Source organism: Stenotrophomonas sp. 62841_Sma (assembly GCF_056482945.1).
In genome coordinates this window covers 1,582,999-1,601,292 of record NZ_CM151224.1, presented here as the reverse complement: position 1 = coordinate 1,601,292, position 18,294 = coordinate 1,582,999, and the positions used below count along the sequence as shown (strand labels likewise).

17 protein-coding genes are annotated in these 18,294 nt (G+C 66.8%); 13 read left to right on the top strand and 4 right to left on the bottom strand.

Going from position 1 to position 18,294, the window contains the following annotated elements:
* The first annotated feature begins 4 nt into the window (after positions 1-4).
* Entirely contained in the window at positions 5-358 is a 354-nt protein-coding gene (locus ACZK5G_RS07475) for a hypothetical protein (RefSeq protein WP_049399879.1), read from the top strand.
* Positions 358-1,050: an endonuclease III gene (nth, locus tag ACZK5G_RS07470; protein ID WP_049463598.1), complete on the top strand. Its 693-nt coding sequence runs from the start codon at positions 358-360 to the stop codon at positions 1,048-1,050. Before ACZK5G_RS07475 ends, nth begins: the two co-directional genes overlap by 1 nt.
* An 81-nt stretch (positions 1,051-1,131) precedes the next feature.
* Here the strand turns inward: nth and ACZK5G_RS07465 are convergent, their stop codons facing one another.
* The gene (locus tag ACZK5G_RS07465; protein ID WP_032127900.1) at positions 1,132-2,364 is read right to left on the bottom strand and encodes a porin; all 1,233 of its coding nucleotides are present in this window, start codon (positions 2,362-2,364) and stop codon (positions 1,132-1,134) included.
* A gap of 552 nt (positions 2,365-2,916) precedes the next feature.
* On the opposite strand from ACZK5G_RS07465, the gene pstS (ACZK5G_RS07460) reads away from it, so the two are divergent.
* From pstS (ACZK5G_RS07460) to rnt, 11 genes are all read left to right on the top strand, one after another.
* Entirely contained in the window at positions 2,917-3,933 is a 1,017-nt protein-coding gene (pstS, locus tag ACZK5G_RS07460) for a phosphate ABC transporter substrate-binding protein PstS (RefSeq protein ID WP_004151437.1), read from the top strand.
* A 581-nt stretch (positions 3,934-4,514) separates the two neighbouring features.
* A complete protein-coding gene (pstS, locus tag ACZK5G_RS07455) occupies positions 4,515-5,603 on the top strand; it encodes a phosphate ABC transporter substrate-binding protein PstS (protein ID WP_049399479.1) in 1,089 nt (362 codons plus the stop codon).
* Between the two features lie 82 nt (positions 5,604-5,685).
* Entirely contained in the window at positions 5,686-6,654 is a 969-nt protein-coding gene (gene pstC / locus ACZK5G_RS07450; RefSeq protein ID WP_005412771.1) for a phosphate ABC transporter permease subunit PstC, read from the top strand.
* Positions 6,654-7,517, top strand: a complete 864-nt coding sequence (pstA, locus tag ACZK5G_RS07445) for a phosphate ABC transporter permease PstA (protein ID WP_032127902.1) — start codon at positions 6,654-6,656, stop codon at positions 7,515-7,517. Before pstC ends, pstA begins: the two co-directional genes overlap by 1 nt.
* Positions 7,518-7,536: 19 nt before the next feature.
* Positions 7,537-8,367, top strand: a complete 831-nt coding sequence (pstB, locus tag ACZK5G_RS07440; RefSeq protein WP_005408788.1) for a phosphate ABC transporter ATP-binding protein PstB — start codon at positions 7,537-7,539, stop codon at positions 8,365-8,367.
* Positions 8,368-8,464: 97 nt separating this feature from the next.
* Positions 8,465-9,172 (top strand): phosphate signaling complex protein PhoU, encoded by a 708-nt coding sequence (phoU, locus tag ACZK5G_RS07435; protein ID WP_008265615.1) that lies wholly within the window; start codon positions 8,465-8,467, stop codon positions 9,170-9,172.
* A 259-nt stretch (positions 9,173-9,431) separates the two neighbouring features.
* Positions 9,432-9,788, top strand: coding sequence for an HvfA family oxazolone/thioamide-modified RiPP metallophore (locus tag ACZK5G_RS07430; protein ID WP_032127903.1), 357 nt, complete (start codon positions 9,432-9,434; stop codon positions 9,786-9,788).
* On the top strand, positions 9,775-10,650 hold the full coding sequence (locus ACZK5G_RS07425; RefSeq protein WP_121503827.1) for an HvfB family MNIO-type RiPP peptide maturase: 876 nt from the start codon (positions 9,775-9,777) through the stop codon (positions 10,648-10,650). Before ACZK5G_RS07430 ends, ACZK5G_RS07425 begins: the two co-directional genes overlap by 14 nt.
* On the top strand, positions 10,643-11,398 hold the full coding sequence (locus tag ACZK5G_RS07420) for an HvfC family RiPP maturation protein (RefSeq protein ID WP_478465877.1): 756 nt from the start codon (positions 10,643-10,645) through the stop codon (positions 11,396-11,398). Before ACZK5G_RS07425 ends, ACZK5G_RS07420 begins: the two co-directional genes overlap by 8 nt.
* Positions 11,399-11,424: 26 nt before the next feature.
* Positions 11,425-11,946, top strand: coding sequence for an HvfX family Cu-binding RiPP maturation protein (locus ACZK5G_RS07415; protein WP_121503829.1), 522 nt, complete (start codon positions 11,425-11,427; stop codon positions 11,944-11,946).
* Positions 11,947-12,115: 169 nt separating this feature from the next.
* Positions 12,116-12,766, top strand: a complete 651-nt coding sequence (rnt, locus tag ACZK5G_RS07410; protein ID WP_014036542.1) for a ribonuclease T — start codon at positions 12,116-12,118, stop codon at positions 12,764-12,766.
* A 95-nt stretch (positions 12,767-12,861) separates the two neighbouring features.
* Here the strand turns inward: rnt and ACZK5G_RS07405 are convergent, their stop codons facing one another.
* The 3 genes from ACZK5G_RS07405 to ACZK5G_RS07395 all read right to left on the bottom strand — a co-directional run bounded on the left by ACZK5G_RS07405 (position 12,862) and on the right by ACZK5G_RS07395 (position 18,210).
* On the bottom strand, positions 12,862-15,888 hold the full coding sequence (locus tag ACZK5G_RS07405; protein WP_478465875.1) for a two-component regulator propeller domain-containing protein: 3,027 nt from the start codon (positions 15,886-15,888) through the stop codon (positions 12,862-12,864).
* A 177-nt stretch (positions 15,889-16,065) separates the two neighbouring features.
* Positions 16,066-17,475: an ATP-binding protein gene (locus tag ACZK5G_RS07400; protein WP_478465874.1), complete on the bottom strand. Its 1,410-nt coding sequence runs from the start codon at positions 17,473-17,475 to the stop codon at positions 16,066-16,068.
* A 6-nt stretch (positions 17,476-17,481) separates the two neighbouring features.
* Positions 17,482-18,210 (bottom strand): response regulator, encoded by a 729-nt coding sequence (locus ACZK5G_RS07395; RefSeq protein ID WP_478465872.1) that lies wholly within the window; start codon positions 18,208-18,210, stop codon positions 17,482-17,484.
* Between the last annotated feature and the right edge of the window lie 84 nt (positions 18,211-18,294).

The following is an 18,294-nucleotide window of genomic DNA, read 5'->3' as shown; positions in this document are numbered from 1 at the left end:
CGCCATGGCATCCCGACCCAACCCCGCGCAGCTGTTCGCCCGGGTCCAGGCAGACGATCTCGATGGCGCCCTGCAGGCCGGTCTCATGGACTACGTCGCCCGTGCCGGCGACGAACAGCTGCTGCCCGGCCACCCGGACCTTCCACGACGCCTGCAGCAGGCCCAGCAGCAGCTGCACGCGGCCTGGGCCGCACGCGAACGCTACCGTGCCCGTGCCGTGCGCCTGGCGCGCCGCGAGGCCGAACGCGATGCGCGACGAACGCCAGCCCCGGCGCCGGACGTGAAGCCCGCCCTGCCCCCGGCCGCCGCCGCGATTCTCGCCCGGGCCAAGGCCCGCGCCACCGGCAAGGAGCAGTAATGGCCGCTGCGAAGAAGACCCCGCGCGCGCCGGCGCGACGCGGTGGCAGCATGCCGCGCGCCGACGTGGTGGAGATGTTCACCCGCCTGCGCGAACTCAATCCGCACCCGAAGACCGAACTGGAGTACAGCTCACCGTTCGAACTGCTGGTGGCGGTCGCGCTGTCGGCGCAGGCCACCGACGTGGGCGTCAACAAGGCCACGCGCCGCCTGTTCCCGGTGGCCAATACCCCGGCAAAGATCCTCGCGCTTGGCGAGGACGGGCTGAAGCAGTACATCGCCACCATCGGTCTGTTCAACGCCAAGGCGAAGAACGTGATCGCCACCTGCGCGATCCTGCTGGAGAAGCACGGCGGTGAAGTGCCGCGCGATCGCGATGAACTGGAAGCGCTGCCGGGCGTGGGCCGCAAGACCGCCAACGTGGTGCTCAACACTGCGTTCGGTGAGCCGGTGATGGCGGTGGACACGCATATCTTCCGCGTCTCCAACCGCACCGGCCTGGCCCCGGGCAAGAACGTGCGCGAAGTGGAAGACAAACTGGTGAAGGTGATTCCGGCCGAGTTCCTGCTCGACGCGCATCACTGGCTGATCCTGCACGGACGTTATGTGTGCAAGGCGCGCAAGCCGGATTGCCCGGGCTGCGTGATCGCCGACCTGTGCCGGTTCAAGGAAAAGACCACGGCCGAGGCGTGAACGCGTTCGTGGTGTGACAAAACAAGGACGGCGGGCACAGGGCCCGCCGTCTTTGCTTGTAGACAAGAGTGCTTCAGGAAATCAGAACGACAGGTCGCCCCAGACGCCGAACTCCTTGGTCTTGTCGTTCTTCTTGTCGCTGGCGTTGGCCAGGTGCGTGTACTTGTACACGGTCGACAGCTTGAGGTTCTTCATGACCGGGAACTCGACGCCGACGTTCCAGTACTTGTCGCTCAGGGTCGGGTCCAGCGTCTTGCTGACGTCGGTGTCATCGTAACGACCGAACACGTTGATGCCGCCGTCGGTGACGCGCACGCTGCCCCACACCGACCAGCCGCTGGTCTTGTCGGTGGCAACGGTCATCACGTTGTTGAGGTTCTTGGCCTGGAAGTACTCGCCACCGACGCGGAAGTCGCTGCTGGCGTAGGCCACCATCGCATTGGCGCGGGTGTAGGTGTTCTCGGCGCTCTGGATGTCGGTTTCCTTGCCCAGCTTGCCACTGTAGCCACCGACGGCAACCACGAAGTTCTCGTTCGGGGTATAGGCCGCGCGGCCTTCCACGTCCATGCCCTTGCTGCGGGTCGGGTTCTTGTAGCCGGCGCCGGACACAACCGAGACCGCGTAGTTGAAGTTGTTGCCCAGGTTGCCGAAGCCATGCAGGCCCCAGTCGGACGAGTTGCCGTACTTCAGGCGGTCGGTCAGGGTGTTCTCGACATAACGCATGCCGTAGAACTTCTCGACGTACGGAATCCACGGCATGTCGGCGGCACCGACGCGCAGGTTGAAGGCCGGGTCGAAGCTACCCTGCACGTAGGCCTTCTTGACGAACAGTTCGGTGTTGCCGATGGCCGAGCTGTACTGGAAGTCGGTGGTCAGGTTGGCCGACCAGATGTCGTTGAACTTGTGGTCGACGGTCAGGTAGAAGCGCTTGACGTCCAGACCGGTGCCGCTGGCGGCGGTGTCCTTGCCGTTGCTGGTCTTGTCGATGTTGGTCAGGTCGAAGAACATGCGACCGCCGATCTTGTTGTCATTGACCAGCTTGGCCAGCTTGTCGACGCTGGTCTGGGTCTTCTGTGCACCTTCCAGGGCCTGGGCCTGGGTGATGTTCACTTCGGACTGCGCATCGGACTGTGCCTGCAGCGCCTGCGAATCGTTCTGCAACTGCTGGACCTGGGCCTGCAGGGCAGCGATCTGCGCCTGCAGCTGCTGCAGCTGTGCCTGGGATACGCCCGTGCTGGCGGGAGCTGCGAAGGCGTCGGCGGAAACCAGACCGAGGCTTGCAACGACCGCGGCGGCGAGCAAATGGGAACGCATTTTGGATTTCTCCAGAGGGTTGGAATGGCTTGGGCAGAACGCCACGCCGGCAGGCCGGTCAAGCGTTTTGCGAACATTCCGTTAAAACCATGACAGCCGAATGACAACCTGAGCACCAACCACAGATTTCTTCGTGCGGTCATGCGTACGACTCATTTGCCGCCACATGCTTGTCGATCCCTTGCGGCATATGGCGTCACGTATCAGCGTCCCGGCCCGGGCCGACCGCCGCGCAGCGCTCACCTGCATTGATGGTTTCGTGTGGATGACGCGGCATCACTGCGGAATGCCAGGCCGGGATGGCATTGACGACCACAGCGGGCAGTCCATCAGCGACATATAGAACGTGATCGCAACCGGGCCACGTCCGTCTCCGGCGCATGGTCATCACGTTGCCCGCAGCACTCAGAACCTTCACGCCCCTGGCTGTGCGGGCGCCGGGCAGCGCTGTAACGGTTGCGTCATACAACGGTCCCTGCGCTGTCATCGAACCGTTATGGAATGTGCGCCGGGCGGGTAACCCCGCATCCCAATCAACCCAGGAGCCACCCCGTGATCCACGCCTTCAAGTCGCGCGTTGCCGTTGCCGTCTTCGCAGCGTCGTCCGTGTTCGCCGCCAACGCCGCTGAAATCACCGGCGCGGGCGCCTCGTTCATCTACCCGGTGATGTCGAAGTGGTCGGCCGACTACAACGCCGCCACCAGCAACAAGGTCAACTACCAGTCGATCGGTTCCGGCGGTGGTATCGCCCAGATCAAGGCCAAGACCGTTGATTTCGGCTCCTCCGATGCTCCGCTGAAGCCGGAAGAACTGGCTGCTGCGGGCCTGGCGCAGTTCCCGTCGGTGATCGGCGGCGTGGTGCCGGTGGTCAACGTTGCCGGCATCGCCCCGGGCGCGCTGAAGCTGGACGGCACCGTGCTGGCCAACATCTTCCTGGGCAAGATCAAGACCTGGAACGACCCGGCCATCGCCGCGCTGAACCCGGGCGTGACCCTGCCGAGCGCCAAGATCACCGTCGTGCACCGCTCGGATGGCTCGGGCACCACCTTCAACTTCGTCAACTACCTGTCCAAGGTCAGCCCGGAGTGGAAGAGCTCGGTCGGTGAAGGCACCTCGGTCCAGTGGCCGGCCGGCATCGGCGGCAAGGGCAACGAGGGCGTTGCTGCCTACGTGAAGCAGATCAAGGGCGGCATCGGCTACGTCGAACTGTCCTACGCGCTGCAGAACAAGCTGTCGTACACCGCGATGAAGAATGCCGCCGGCCGCTTCGTGCAGCCGAGCGACGCCTCGTTCGCCGCCGCTGCCGCCAGCGCTGACTGGGCCAGCGCCAAGGACTTCTACCTGGTGATGACCAACGCCCCGGGCGCCGAGTCCTGGCCGATCACCGCCACCAACTTCATCCTGGTGCACAAGAAGCCGAAGAATGCTGCCAACGGCAAGGCCACCCAGGAGTTCTTCCGCTGGGTCTACAAGAGCGGCGACGCCCAGGCCCGCCAGCTGGATTACGTGCCGCTGCCGGACAGCCTGGTCCGCCAGATCGAGACCTACTGGTCGCAGAACCTGAAGTAAGCAAGCGCGTTCCCCCGCAGGAACGGGATCGGCGGGTCCTCTCTCCCCCGCCGATCCCACCCGGGCGCGAGATCCTCGAGATCTCGCGCTCTTCTTGTTTTTGGGGGTTGGTCGTGAAGAGCGCTGCGCCTTCGCTGATCCGTGGGGAAGTCGGTGGGCCAGGGCGTGCAGGACACGCCGTAAACCCGTCCCTGGGGGCTCGGCCACGGCATCCATGCCGTGGACGGTCCTGCACGCCCTGGCCCACCGCCTCTGGACGGATTCAACGGGGGCGCGGTGGGGTCATGAAAGGCAGGAGCAAAGGCAGGAGTGTTTGTAGAGCCGAGCCCATGCTCGGCTGCTTCTGGCCTGGCCTCGCGCGCAGCTGAGCATGGGCTCGGCTCTACCTTGCGCCTGCCGTCATACCGGTGCGCAGATCGGGGGTCTCCCGGCTCCTGCCGGGTCGGCGCCAACCCCGTGAAACCCTTGTCAGAACGTGATCCAGGACACCTCTGTCATGGTCGTAATACGGCTGTAACAAAAACATCATTTCATAGCCGCATCCGCCGACGACGTCGGCTCTTCCCCGCTATGGAGTGACCATGAAACTGCACTCGGCCGGCCTTGCCGCCCTTTCCCTGGCCATCGCCCTGGGCCTGTCGGCCTGCGGTGGCGACAAGCAGGCCGCGCAGCAGCCGGCTGCCGACGGTGCCGCCGCCCCGGCCGCTGCCGGTGCCAAGGTGACCGCCGAAGTGTCCGGCGCGGGCGCGTCCTTCATCTTCCCGCTGGTCTCCAAGTGGTCGGCTGACTACAACGCCAGCACCGGTGCCAAGATCAACTACCAGTCGATCGGCTCCGGTGGCGGTATCGCCCAGATCAAGGCCGGCACCGTCGACTTCGGTTCCTCCGACAAGCCGCTGAGCAGCGAAGAGCTGGCCCAGGCCGGCCTGGCCCAGTTCCCGTCCGCCATCGGCGGCGTGGTGCCGGTGGTCAACATCGAAGGCCTGGAAACCGGCAAGCTGCGCCTCAGCGGCGCCCTGCTGGCCGACATCTTCCTCGGCAAGGTCAAGACCTGGAACGACCCGGCCATCGTCGCCGCCAACCCGGGCGTGAAGCTGCCGGACGGCAAGATCACCCTGGTCCACCGTTCGGACGGTTCGGGCACCACCTTCAACTTCTCCAACTACCTGTCCAAGGTCAGCCCGGAGTGGAAGAGCAAGGTCGGCGAAGGCACCTCGGTGCAGTGGCCGGACGGCGTCGGTGGCAAGGGCAATGAAGGCGTCGCTTCCTACGTGAAGCAGATCAAGGGCTCGATCGGCTACGTCGAACTGGCCTACGCGCTGCAGAACGGCATGCCGTACACCGCCATGCAGAACGCCGCCGGCAACTGGGTCGAGCCGAGCGCGGAAACCTTCGCCGCTGCGGCTGCCAGCGCCGACTGGGCCAGCGCCAAGGACTTCAACCTGGTCATCACCAACGCCCCGGGCGAGCAGGCGTGGCCGATCACCGCCACCAACTTCATGCTGATGCAGAAGCAGCCGAAGGACGCCAAGCGCAACCAGGACACCCTGGCCTTCTTCAAGTGGGCCTTCGAGAACGGCCAGGCCCAGGCCAACGAGCTGCACTACGTGCCGCTGCCGGCCGAACTGGTCAAGCAGATCGAGGCCTACTGGGCGACCGACCTGAAGTGATGGACACGACGGTGCCCGCCCCGAGCGGGCACCGCTTCTTCCACGCCGTGCCGCCCCGCCCCTTCCTGGCCCTGCCGTCCCCATGAATGCCATCGCCCAGCCTGTAGCCGCCCCGTCCACGCGTGATGCGCGTGATGCCCGCAACGACAAACTGTTCCGATGGGTGCTGGTCGGCACCGTCATCTTCGTCCTGATCGCGCTGGCCTGCGCCGCGCTGTCGATGCTGTGGGGCGGCCGCCATGCCCTGCAGATGCAGGGCCTGAGCTTCTTCTTCTCCGCCGACTGGAATCCGGTCGAAAACAAGTTCGGCGCCCTCGCTCCGATCTACGGCACCCTGGTCACCGCGGTCATCGCGATGGTCATCGCCGTGCCGGTCAGCTTCGGCATCGCCTTCTTCCTCACCGAAGTCGCGCCGCGCTGGCTGCGTGGCCCGGTCGGTACCGCCATCGAACTGCTGGCCGGCATTCCCTCGATCATCTACGGCATGTGGGGCCTGTTCGTGCTGGTGCCGGTGATGACCGAGTACGTCACCCCGTTCCTCAACGAGACGCTGGGCGAATGGCCGATCATCGGCCCGATGTTCCAGGGTCCGCCGCTGGGCATCGGCATGCTCACCGCCGGTTTCGTGCTGGCCATCATGGTCATTCCGTTCATCTCCTCGGTGATGCGCGAAGTGTTCCTGACCGTGCCGACCCGCCTGAAGGAATCGGCCTACGCGCTGGGCTCCACCAAGTGGGAAGTGAGCTGGGACATCGTCCTGCCCTACACCCGCTCGGCAGTGATCGGCGGCATCTTCCTCGGCCTCGGCCGCGCCCTCGGCGAGACGATGGCAGTGGCCTTCGTGATCGGCAACAGCGTGCGCCTGTCGCCGTCGCTGCTGGAACCGGGCACCACCATCGCCGCGCTGATCGCCAACGATTTCGGCGAAGCCACTGAAACCTACCGCTCGGCCCTGCTGCTGCTCGGCTTCGTCCTCTTCATCGTCACCTTCGTGGTGCTGGCCATCGCCCGCCTGATGCTGATGCGCCTGTCCCGCAAGGAGGGCAACTGATGTCCACCACCGCTGATTCGCTGTACCTGCGCCGTCGCATCGGCAACGTCGTTGCGATCACCGCCTCCTGCGCCACCGCCCTGTTCGGCCTGTTCTTCCTGGGCTGGATCCTGTTCACCCTGGCCTCCAAGGGCCTGGCCGGCATCAACTGGGATCTGTTCACCAAGATGACGCCGCCGCCGATGCAGGAAGGCGGTCTCGCCAACGCCTTCTTCGGCAGTGCGGTGATGTGTGCGCTGGCGATCGGCATCGGCACCCCGCTGGGCGTGCTGGCCGGCACCTGGCTGGCCGAGTACGGCAACGCCCGCAAGGCCGGCACCGTGGTCCGCTTCGTCAACGACATCCTGCTGTCGGCCCCATCCATCGTGCTTGGCCTGTTCGTCTACACGCTGTACGTGATGCAGACCGGCGGCAACTTCTCGGCGTTCGCCGGTGCACTGTCGCTGGCCTTCATCGTGCTGCCGGTGGTGGTGCGCACCACCGACGAAATGCTGCGCCTGGTGCCCTCGCAGATGCGCGAAGCGGCCCTGTCGCTGGGCATCCCGCAGTGGAAGGTGATCGTGCAGGTGCTGTATCGCAGTGCGTCGGCCGGCATCATCACCGGCATCCTGCTGGCGCTGGCCCGCATCTCCGGCGAGACCGCACCGCTGCTGTTCACTGCCTTCGGCAACCAGTACTGGAACAACAACATCTTCCAGCCGATGGCCTCGGTGCCGGTGGTGATGAACCAGTTCGCCGGCAGCCCGTATGAATCCTGGCAGGTGCTGGCCTGGGCCGGTGCCCTGGTGCTGACTGTCTTCGTGTTGCTGGTCAGCCTTGCCGCCCGCGGCATCCTGCTGCGCAACCGTATCTCCCATGACTGACCTTTCCGTGGATAACGCCATGAACGACCTTTCCAACGCCGTGCCGATGCAGCGCATCGCCGTGCCGTCCTCGCACGAGAGCCTGCACACGCCGTCGCCGGTGAAGCTGGCTGCGCGTGGACTGGACTTCTACTACGACAAGTTCCATGCCCTGAAGGGCATCAACCTGGAGATCCCGGAAAAGCGCGTGACCGCGCTGATCGGTCCCTCCGGCTGCGGCAAGTCGACCCTGCTGCGCATCTTCAACCGCATCTACGCGCTGTACCCGAAGCTGGAGGCGCGTGGTGAAGTGCTGCTGGACGGCGAGAACATCCTGTCGCCGAAGTACCCGATGAACCGCCTGCGCAGCAAGGTCGGCATGGTGTTCCAGAAGCCGGTGCCGTTCCCGATGACCATCTTCGAGAACGTGGCCTACGGCATCCGCCACCACGAGAAGCTGAGCAAGGCCGACATGGCCGACCGCGTCGAGCAGGCACTGCGCCAGGGCGCACTGTGGGACGAAGTGAAGGACAAGCTGGGGCAGAGCGCACTGGGCCTGTCCGGTGGCCAGCAGCAGCGCCTGTGCATCGCCCGTGCCGTGGCCCTGCGCCCGTCGGTGCTGCTGCTGGACGAGCCGACCTCGGCGCTGGATCCGATCTCGACCAGCCGCATCGAGCAGCTGGTGGAAGAGCTCAAGCACGAGTACACCATCGTCATCGTCACCCACAACATGCAGCAGGCCGCGCGCGTGTCCGACTACACCGCCTTCATGTACCTGGGCGACCTGATCGAGCACGACCGCACCGAAGTGATCTTCTCGCAGCCGTCGCAGCGGCAGACCGAGGATTACATCACCGGTCGCTTCGGCTGAAACGTCAGTCGACAGACAGACAATGTCAGTCGAGCATGGCTCGACTCTACAAATCACGCCAGCCAGGCATGGCCTGGCTCTACCCGGATTGCAGACCATGAATCTTCCCAACGACCACATCGTCAAGAGCTACGACGAAGAACAGCAGCGGCTGGTGGCCGAAATCGTGCGCATGGGCGAGATGGCCGTCGCTCAGCTCGAAGCGGCGATGGACGTGATCGAGAAGCGCGACGAGAACGCCGCCCATCGCATCATCGCCAACGACGAAGCGATCGATGCGCTGGAGCAGCAGATCAGCCATGACGTGATGCGCCTGGCGCTGCGTGGGCCGATGGCGCGCGACCTGCGCGAGATCCTGGCCGGCCTGCGCATCCCGGCCGACATCGAGCGCATCGGCGACTATGCGGCCAACGTTGCCAAGCGTTCGATCGCGCTGGGCAAAGTGCCGCCGCTGCCACAGATCCAGGGCCTGCGGGCGCTCGGCCGCCTGGCCGCGCAGCAGGTGCGCCGCGCCATTGCCGCCTACCGCGACAACGATGCCGACGCTGCGCTGGCGCTGCGCGAGGACGACGCCCGCCTGGACGCGCAGTACACCGCGCTGTTCCGCGAGCTGCTGACCTACATGATGGAAGACCCGCGCAACATCACCCCGTGCACCCACCTGCTGTTCATGGCCAAGAACCTGGAGCGCGTGGGCGACCACGCCACCAACATCGCCGAGAACGTGTGGTTCCTGGTGCACGGTGAGCAGCCGCTGCCGCCGCGTGAAAAACGCGACGAGACCTCCAGCACCGGCCAGCCCTGACGCTGCACTGCAACACCGTAGTTGACTCCAAGGTGGCCGCTGTCCTGGTGACAGCGGCCTTCTTGTTTCTGGGCATTCCGGCAATTCATCCACGCATGGCGTGGATCTACCGGAAACCGTGTTCCCCTTCTGTAACAAACCTCACGAAAATTTGAGGTCTTGGCGAGGATTCGTTGAGTAGGATCGCTGCACCATCGCTTCCACCGGCAACCCTGCCGGCGACCCGGGCAACCGCCCACACCACCCAGGAGCACCACCGATGAGCAGTTCCAACAAGACCCTGTCCCTGCTGACTGCTACCGCCCTGGCCGCCGGCCTGGGCATGACCGCCAGTGCCTCGGCCCTGAGCATGAGCGACCTGGCCCAGGGCTATCTGGTCGCTGGTCAGGCCGCCAAGGCCAGCACCGATGCCAAGGCAGCGGACACCAAGATGGCCGCGGACGCGACCAAGCACGCCGAAGGCAAATGTGGTGCCGACGGCAAGAGTGCCGAAGGCAAATGCGGCGCCGACAAGGGCAAGGCCGCCGGTGCTGCGGCAGGCGCCAAGGCCAAGAGCGGCGACAAGAAGTCGGCCGAGGGCAAGTGCGGCGAAGGCAAGTGCGGTGCCAAGCACTGACGTCCGCGCCAGCGCCGTCCACCTGCGGTCGCCGCTTCGTGCGGCGGCCGCCGGGTTGGGGCTGCGCCGGGCGCTGCTGCAGGATCTGCGCGATGCGCCGGCCGGTGACTTCGACTTCCTCGAATGCGCGCCGGAGAACTGGATCCATGTCGGTGGTCCCGCCGGGGATGCACTGGCCGAACTGGCGCAGCGCCACCCGTTGAGCTGCCACGGCCTGTCGTTGTCGCTGGGCGGCAGCGCGCCACTGGATACGCAGCTGCTGGAACAGGTCGGCCAGTTCCTGGAAAAACACCGCGTGCCGCTGTACAGCGAGCACCTGAGCTACTGCAGCGACGACGGGCACCTGTACGACCTGCTGCCGATTCCGTTCACCGACGAAGCCGTGCGCCATACCGCCGCACGCATCACCCACGTGCAGGACCTGCTGGGTCGCCGCATCGCGGTGGAGAACGTGTCCTACTACCTGGCGCCGGAGCCGGCGATGGACGAACTGGCCTTCACCAATGCCGTGCTCGCCGAAGCCGACTGCGACCTGTTGCTCGACGTCAACAATGTCTACGTCAACGCCTGCAACCACGGCTACGATGCCGACAGCTTCATTGCCGGGCTGCCCGCAGAGCGCATCGTCTGCCTGCACGTGGCCGGGCACCTGGACGAGGCACCGGACCTGAAGATCGACACCCATGGCAGCGCGGTGATCGACCCGGTCTGGGAGCTGCTGGCGCGTACCTACGCGCGCATCGGCCCACGCCCCACCCTGCTCGAACGCGATTTCAACTTCCCCCCGTACGCCGAGCTGCAGGGCGAACTGCAGACCATCCGCCGCCTGCAGTCCAGCCATGCCGGTATCGCCCATGGCTGATACCTCCCACACTCTGCGCGCACAGCAGCATGCGTTCACCGCACACCTGCGCGATCCGCAGGGTGTGCCACCGCCGGTCGGGCTGGAGCCACGCCGGGTCGCGGTGTACCAACGGCTGCTGTTCAACAACCTGCTCGGCCTGTTGAGCAACGGCTTCCCGGTCTGCGTGCGCCTGCTCGGCGAACCGGCCTGGAGCGACCTGGTGCGCCACTACTTCGCCACCCATCGCTGCCAGACGCCGCTGTTCACCGAACTGGCCGCCGAATTCGTGCAGTGGCTGCAGGCACAGCCGCAGCTGCCGCACCCGGCGTTGGCCGAGCTGGCCCACTACGAGTGGGTGGAAACCGCGCTGTACCAGCTTCCTGCCAAGCCGCTGCCGGCGCCGGGCAACATCGATCCGCTGCAGGTACCACTGCAACGCTCGCCGCTGGCGTGGCCGCTGCTGTACCAGTGGCCGGTGCACCGGCTGGGCGCCGAGGATGCACCGACGCAGCCGCCCACCGAGCCGACCGGCCTGCTGGTGCGCCGTGAGGCTGACGGCGAAGTGCGCTTCGCCGCACTCAGCCCGCTGGCGGTATACCTGCTGTCCAGCATCGGCGAACAACCCGGCCTCGATGGACATGCCTATCTGCGGCAATTGGCCGCCGCGCACGGCCTGGCTGAGGAGGCGCTGGCCGAACCCGGTGCTGCACTGCTGCAGCAGTTCCTGCAGGCCGGCGTGATCGGCCCGCTCACAGCCCCTGGCTGACGCCCCTTCCCCCCGGAGAACCACCGATGAACCTTCCGACCCTGGCCGCCGCGCGCGGCCAGCTGGACCGTCTCGCCCCCTGGTTGGCCCCGCTCGGCCTGCGCCTGCTGCTGGCCTGGGAATACTTCGAATCCGGCCGCGAAAAGCTGCACGGCCAGAACTGGTTCGCCGACCTGCAGGACGCTTTCCCGTTCCCGTTCGACCAGCTGCCGGCCACCCTGAACTGGCAGCTTGCCACCTGGTTCGAGCTGATTGGCGCGGCCTGCCTGCTGGTTGGCTTCGGCACCCGGTTTGCCGCCGCCAGCCTGCTGGTGCTGACCGTAGTGGCCACCTATGCGGTGCATTGGCCGATGGAGTGGAACTCGCTGGCCGACCTGGCCATGGGCTACGCGATCACTGACCAGGGCTTCGGCAACTTCAAGCTGCCAGTACTGTTCATGGCGATGCTGCTGCCGCTGATCTTCACCGGCGCCGGCAGGCTGAGCGTGGATGCGTGGTTGGCGCGGTGGTCTCCCTCGGCCACGCCTGCACGGCCAGCAGTCCGGTAATCGCCAAACCTGGTCGGCGCACCGTGTGCCAACCAGGGTTGGCACCTACCGGAATCCTGAGCGCGCGGTGTCCCGGTAGGTGTCGACCTTGGTCGACACACGCCCGCGCAGGGAACGCATGCACCGAGGGCTGGCCGGGCGCTCAGGGTTGCTCTGCTAGAATTCACGCATGACTGACCCCACCCCCGCACCTGCCGCCGCTCCCGATTCCGCAGTCCCCCAGGCGCAGCGCGCGATGTCACAACGCTTCCGCGGCTTCCTGCCGGTGGTGGTGGACGTGGAAACCGGCGGCTTCGACAGCCAGCGCAACGCGCTGCTGGAAATCGCCGCCGTGCCGATCGAGATGGACGAGAACGGCCTGCTCTACCCCGGCCAAACCGCCAGTGCCCACGTGGTGCCGGCCGAGGGCCTGGAGATCGACCCGAAGTCGCTGGAAGTGACCGGCATCATCCTCGACCACCCGTTCCGGCTGGCCAAGGAAGAGAAGGCGGCACTGGACCACATCTTCACCCCGGTACGCGCGGCCATGAAGAAGTACGGCTGCCAGCGCGCGATCCTGGTCGGCCACAACGCGCATTTCGACCTCGGCTTCGTCAATGCCGCCGTGGCGCGCACCGGCCACAAGCGCAATCCGTTCCATCCCTTCAGCGTGTTCGATACGGTGACCCTGGCCGGCATCGCCTACGGGCAGACCGTGCTGGCGCGTGCGGCCACCGCCGCCGGGCTGGGTTGGGATGCCAACGAGGCGCACAGCGCGGTATACGACACCGAGCAGACCGCGCGGTTGTTCTGCACCATCGCCAACGCCTGGCCGCGGTAAGCCAGCCAACGGCGCAACCGCATCCACGCAGTGCGGACCAACGGTCCGCACCCACCACTCACCGGACGGTAGATCCACGCCATGCGTGGATGCAATCAACCGATGCTCGTTCGATCCCGGCCATCGCTCTTGGCGCGGTACAGCGCGCGGTCGGCACGCTGGTACAGCAGCGCCGGGGTGCGGTCATCGTTCGCCAGTTCCACCAGGCCCGCGCTGAAGGTCACGCGCAGGCCGTCCACGCCAGCCCAGTCGGGGTGGTCATGGAACAGGCCGCGCAGGCGCGCGCATAGCTGTGCGGCTTCCTCCAGGCGGGTGTCGTTGAGCAGCAGCGCAAACTCTTCGCCGCCAGTCCGCGCCGGCAGGTCCGAATCGCGGCTAGCGGCGGCGATCAACCGCGCCACCTGCACCAGCACCGCATCACCGATGCTGTGGCTGTGACGGTCGTTGACGTCCTTGAAGTGGTCGATATCCAGCACCACCAGGCACAGCGGATGACCGCTGCGCTGCGAACGGGCGAAGTCACGCGCCAGCGTTTCATCGAAGGCACGGCGGTTGGCCAGGCCGGTCAGCGCATCCTCGCGGGCCTGCCGTTCGAATGCCTCGGCCTGGCGTGCGAGGCGCTCGGCCAGCTCGGTCTTTTCCTGGTTCAGCGCCTGCAGGTGCACGGTCTTGGCCTGCAGGTCGAAGGTCGCCTCGTCCACGCGCCGTGCCAGGCGCAGGTTGCTGGCCTTCAGCTGCTGCAGCAGCAGCCGGTACAGCGCCACCAGCCCGGCCAGCAGCAACAGGCCACCCAGCACCTGCACGCTGCGTCGCTGCCACCAGAACGGCTCCACGGTGAAGCTCCATACCGCTTCCTGCTGGCCCCAGCTGCCACTCGGATGGGCAGCGGCCACGTGCAGGGTGTAGTCGCCCGGCGGCAGGCCAACGAACTCCACGCTGCGCTGCGGGCCGCGTTCGACCCATCCCGTATCCAGGCCGTCCAACCGCGTGCGGTAGCGGATCCGGTCAGACATCAGGTAGCTCAGGCCGACATAACTCACCGCCAAGCGGCGGCCGCCGGGAATGTAGTTGCGGTCCGGGCCTTCCCAATGCACCGGTGCGCCATCCACCTGCACGCTTTCAATCGCTGCCGGCGGTGAAAGACGCTCGCGGAAACGCTGCAGGCGTTGCGGATCGACGGTGCTCAGGCCTCCGGCGGTGACCACCCAGAACGTGCCGTCCTGGCGCAGGATCGCCGATGGCCCGGAGCTGCCGTTGGCCTGCGCGTTGGCCATGCCGTCAATCTCGTTGTAGCGCTCCACCACCACCCGCGGCGCGCGCCCGTCGGCAACCGCATTGAGCGTGGCCATGTCGGTGCGCAGCACGCCGCGGTTGCTGCTGATCCACACGTTGCCAAGGCGATCCGGCACCAGTTGGAACACCGCATCCACCGGCATGCCCTGCTCCAACCCCACCCGTGCCAGCGTGCCGTTGCGCCAGCGGTACAGGCCACGGTCGCTGCTGATCCACATCGCGTCACCCAGCTGATGGAAGCCGAACACGCTGCGGCCACCGCCCATCGGCGCGAGGTCGATCGACTGCACGTGATCGCCGCGCAGTACGCGGATGCCCTCGATGGTGCCGATCCACAGGTTGCCCTGGTGATCGTGCTCAAGCGCGGTGATCAGGCCGCTGGGCATGCCCGCAACGCTTGATACCTGCACGCGGTCGCCGTCGATGCGGACCACGCCCTTCTGGGTGCCGGCCCAGACCACACCCTGCGGGTCCACGCTGATCGCGCGGATGTTGCCGCCCGGCATGCCATCGGCGGCGGCATAGTTGTGCCGCAGCCGGCCATCGGGGCCAAGACGGTAGACGCCATCACCGAACGTTCCGACCCACAGGTCACCGTCCGGGCCCTGCGCCAGGCTGAGCACCGAAGGTGCCTTGCCGCCGCGGTTGTGCAGCGGCATCGCGCGGAAGCGGCCATCAGCAGCCTGCAGGTCGAGGCCGCTGGCACTGCCGACCCACAGCTGGCGATCGCGGTCCTCGAACACGGTGCGCACATAGTCGCCACTGAGGCCATCGCGCTCGGTGTAGCTGCTGAACAGTGTTTCGCGCAGGCGGTACAGGCCACCGTTGGCTCCCACCCAGATGCTGCCCTCGGCATCCTCGCGCAGGCTGACCACGCGCCCACCCGGCAGGTTCAGGCCCGCCGGCAGGCGCTCCAGGCCATGCGCTGAGATCCGCAGCAGGCCCTGGTTCTCGGTGCCCAGCCACAGGTCGCCATGGCGATCCTGCAGCATCGAGGTCAGGTGCAGCTGCCCCGGCAGGCGGTGCATCAGCACCAGCTGATCATCCTCCACCCGGTACAGGCGCTCGCCGGCGACGATCCACAGCGCGCCATCCGGAGCGCGGTACGGCCACGACAGGCCACTGCCGGCGCCCAGCCCCCACGCCGCGGGCGCCCGCTTGAGCACGCCATCGTTGTCGCGCAGCACCAGTCCATCCAACGTGCCGGCCCAGACCCGGTCCTGCGCGTCGACCACCAGCTTGGTGAAGCTCATCGCCATCGGCAGGTCGGCGGCCGGAGCCTGGTAGACGATGCCGGTGTCCGGCGTCAGATAGCCGATGCCCTTGCCTTCATACAGCAGCCACAGGCGGCCTTGGCTGTCCATTTGCATGGACTGGATCAGGACCTGCGGGGTATCGGCCTGGTGCTCCCAGACCCGCCACTGGCCGTCATTGCCGCGATGGCTGACATTGCCCCGCGAATCACTGATCCACAGCCCACCCTGGCGGTCGACGAACAGCGCGCCGATGCCGTTGTCGCGCAGGCCCGGGCGGGTACTGCGGTCGAACACGGTGAAATCCAACCCGTTGTAACGCACCAGGCCTTCCCAGGTGGCGAACCAGAGGTGGCCTTCGGGGGTCTGCGCGATGTCGCGCAGCGAGTTGTGCGGCAGGCCGTTGCGCGACGTCCATACATCAATGGCGTAGTCGCGCAGTGGCGGAGCCCCCTCCTGCGCTGCCACCGGCAGTGCAAGGGCCAGCAGCAGCCACAGCAGGCCCTGTCGCAGCCATCGACCGATATCTGATCCGCAGCGCTCCACCCAGCGCCCGATGTCCCCCTGTCCGGCCATCAGTGCAGCGGCGGCGGCCAGGCAGGGCTGCCGGGCCTGGCAGCATGCGGGAACTGCCGGGCAGCGCGGGACGGCATGCCGGCGGGAACGGGCTGGCTCATCGGGGGGGAACTGGGAAGATGCGCAGATGATAGGCCAAACCCGGCCCAGGGCGTCACCATCGCCAGCCGCGAAGGCTCAGCCCGCGCGGCCCGGCGGCGTCACCTGTGCACTGGCCGGCCACTGCACTACCGCCTCCAGCCCGCCTTCGACGCGGTTGCGCAGCCACAGCCGCGCCCCGTCTTTCTCAGCCAGGGCGCGGGCGATGGTCAGGCCCAGACCCGCGCCGCCGGTTTCGCGCGAACGCGAGGTTTCCACCCGCACGAACGGGTCGAACACGGCTTCCAGCTGATCCTCGGCCAGGCCCGGGCCGTCATCGGCCACCACCACGGTGATCGCGCCACCACTACGCTCGACCCGTACCCGCACCCGGTAGGCATACATCACCGCGTTGTCCACCAGGTTGGAAAACAGGCGGTGCATGGCCAGCGGACGCAACATCAACACCGCTCCGCTGCCACCTTCGAAGACAACGTCGCCGCCGCCCTCGGCCGTGTCTTCGACAATGCTTTCCAGCAGCGAATCCAGGTCCAGTGCGGCGCGCTGCTCGGCGCTCTCAGCGCTGCGGGCCAGCTCCAGGCCTTCGCGCACCAGCGCCTGCATTGCCGCCAGATCGCCGATCAGGCGCTCGCGCAGCGCTTCATCGCTGACGTTCTCCAGGCGCAGGCGCAGGCGGGTCAGCGGGGTCTGCAGGTCATGGGTGATCGCCGCCAGCATCTGCGTACGCTCGGCCAGGTGCCGCTGCAGGCGGTGCTGCATGGCATTGAAGGCTTCGGCGGCACGCTGCACCTCGCGCGGCCCGCGCAGTGGCAAGGGATCACGCTGCAGGTCATCGCCGAGATCCTCGGCAGCGGCCGCCAGTTCCTGCAGCGGCGCGCTGGCCATGCGCGCGACGATGTAGGCCAGCACCGCGATCGCCAGCACCAGCAGGGTCAGGAACCACGGGTCCACGGCCAGGATGCCGTTGTGTGCCACCGCAGGCGAATCCAGCGCCAGCTTCAGCAGCGTGCCGTCGTTGAGGGTCACGTCGACCGCACGGCACTTGGGCGGGATGAATGCCGGATCACGTTCGCGCGGATGCTTGCGATGCCCCGGTGGCGGCGGGGGCAGCAGGTCCTGCAGCTTGGGAATGCAGGAGCGGAACGAAGCAAAATGCACATGCGCGCGTGCGACCGGGCCCGGCCGGTCATCCAGCACTTCCATCAACGCCGTATCGGCCCGCCCCAGGCGTGCACCTGGCTGCAGCGCGCGCACGCTCGGCCCGCCAACCTCCAGCAGGCGCTCGCGCAGTTCGGGATTGCCGTCGAGCAGGTTGACGTAACCCTGCAGGCGGTCGGCGATGCGGTTCAGGTTCTGCCGCTCGAACTCCTGCTGGCGTTTGGAGGTAGCCAGCATGGTCGCGCCGATCGCGGCCACGCTCATGCCCAGCAGCAGGATCACGAACAACCGCCCGACCATCGAGGACAGGAAATGGCGCAGGCGCTTCATCGCGGCTTATTCCAGGTCCACCGAAGAGGCCAGTACATAGCCTTCGTTGCGCACGGTCTTGATCAGTCCGTCCGGGCCACCGTCGTCGCCCAGCTTGTTGCGCAGCCGGCTGACCTGCAGATCGATGGCGCGATCCTGCGCCTCGTAGTTGCGGCCGCTGCTGAGCGCGACCAGCTGCTCGCGCGACAGCACCTTGTTGGCATGGGCGATGAACACCCGCAGCAGGCGGAACTCGGCGCCGGACAGCACCACCACGCGATCGTCCGGGTCCACCAGGTGGCGATGCTCCAGATCGAACACCCAGCGCGAGAAGCGCGCACGGCGCACCGCCAGCGGCTCCAGGTTCGCCGGCAGCGCCTCGGTCCGGCGCAGCACGTTGCGGATGCGTGCCAGCAGCTCGCGCGGTTCGAACGGCTTGGCCAGGTAGTCGTCGGCGCCCATTTCCAGGCCCAGCACGCGGTCGATCGGCTCGGCACGCGCGGTCAGCATGATCACCGGCGTGTTCGAGCGCGCGCGCAGGTCGCGGCACAGGGTCAGGCCATCCTCGCGCGGCAGGTTGAGGTCGAGCACGATCAGGTCCACGTGTTCGCGGTCCAGCAGCTGGCGCATGGCGGTGCCGTCTGCGGCCGTGCTCACCTGGTAGCCGGCCCGGCCGAGCTGTTCGGCCAGCAGGGTGCGGATGTCGTTGTCGTCGTCGACGATCAGCAGTCGATGCATCGTGTTTTCAGTCTCCATGTCGCGATCATCCCGTGTCGGCAGCTGAACCGCATCCGGGGCAATGCGTACCAGTGTATCCAGCCATGGGCGGGATACCTGTGG

Bases quoted from the DNA above. Each gene is read 5' to 3' on its own strand.
- rnt (WP_014036542.1), top strand. From the start codon at position 12,116: ATGACTGACCCCACCCCCGCACCTGCCGCCGCTCCCGATTCCGCAGTC.
- ACZK5G_RS07395 (WP_478465872.1), bottom strand. From the start codon at position 18,210: ATGGAGACTGAAAACACGATGCATCGACTGCTGATCGTCGACGACGAC.
- ACZK5G_RS07420 (WP_478465877.1), top strand. From the start codon at position 10,643: ATGGCTGATACCTCCCACACTCTGCGCGCACAGCAGCATGCGTTCACC.
- ACZK5G_RS07400 (WP_478465874.1), bottom strand. From the start codon at position 17,475: ATGAAGCGCCTGCGCCATTTCCTGTCCTCGATGGTCGGGCGGTTGTTC.
- ACZK5G_RS07430 (WP_032127903.1), top strand. From the start codon at position 9,432: ATGAGCAGTTCCAACAAGACCCTGTCCCTGCTGACTGCTACCGCCCTG.
- nth (WP_049463598.1), top strand. From the start codon at position 358: ATGGCCGCTGCGAAGAAGACCCCGCGCGCGCCGGCGCGACGCGGTGGC.
- ACZK5G_RS07415 (WP_121503829.1), top strand. From the start codon at position 11,425: ATGAACCTTCCGACCCTGGCCGCCGCGCGCGGCCAGCTGGACCGTCTC.
- ACZK5G_RS07475 (WP_049399879.1), top strand. From the start codon at position 5: ATGGCATCCCGACCCAACCCCGCGCAGCTGTTCGCCCGGGTCCAGGCA.
- ACZK5G_RS07465 (WP_032127900.1), bottom strand. From the start codon at position 2,364: ATGCGTTCCCATTTGCTCGCCGCCGCGGTCGTTGCAAGCCTCGGTCTG.
- phoU (WP_008265615.1), top strand. From the start codon at position 8,465: ATGAATCTTCCCAACGACCACATCGTCAAGAGCTACGACGAAGAACAG.
- pstS (WP_049399479.1), top strand. From the start codon at position 4,515: ATGAAACTGCACTCGGCCGGCCTTGCCGCCCTTTCCCTGGCCATCGCC.
- pstC (WP_005412771.1), top strand. From the start codon at position 5,686: ATGAATGCCATCGCCCAGCCTGTAGCCGCCCCGTCCACGCGTGATGCG.
- pstA (WP_032127902.1), top strand. From the start codon at position 6,654: ATGTCCACCACCGCTGATTCGCTGTACCTGCGCCGTCGCATCGGCAAC.
- pstB (WP_005408788.1), top strand. From the start codon at position 7,537: ATGAACGACCTTTCCAACGCCGTGCCGATGCAGCGCATCGCCGTGCCG.
- ACZK5G_RS07405 (WP_478465875.1), bottom strand. From the start codon at position 15,888: ATGGCCGGACAGGGGGACATCGGGCGCTGGGTGGAGCGCTGCGGATCA.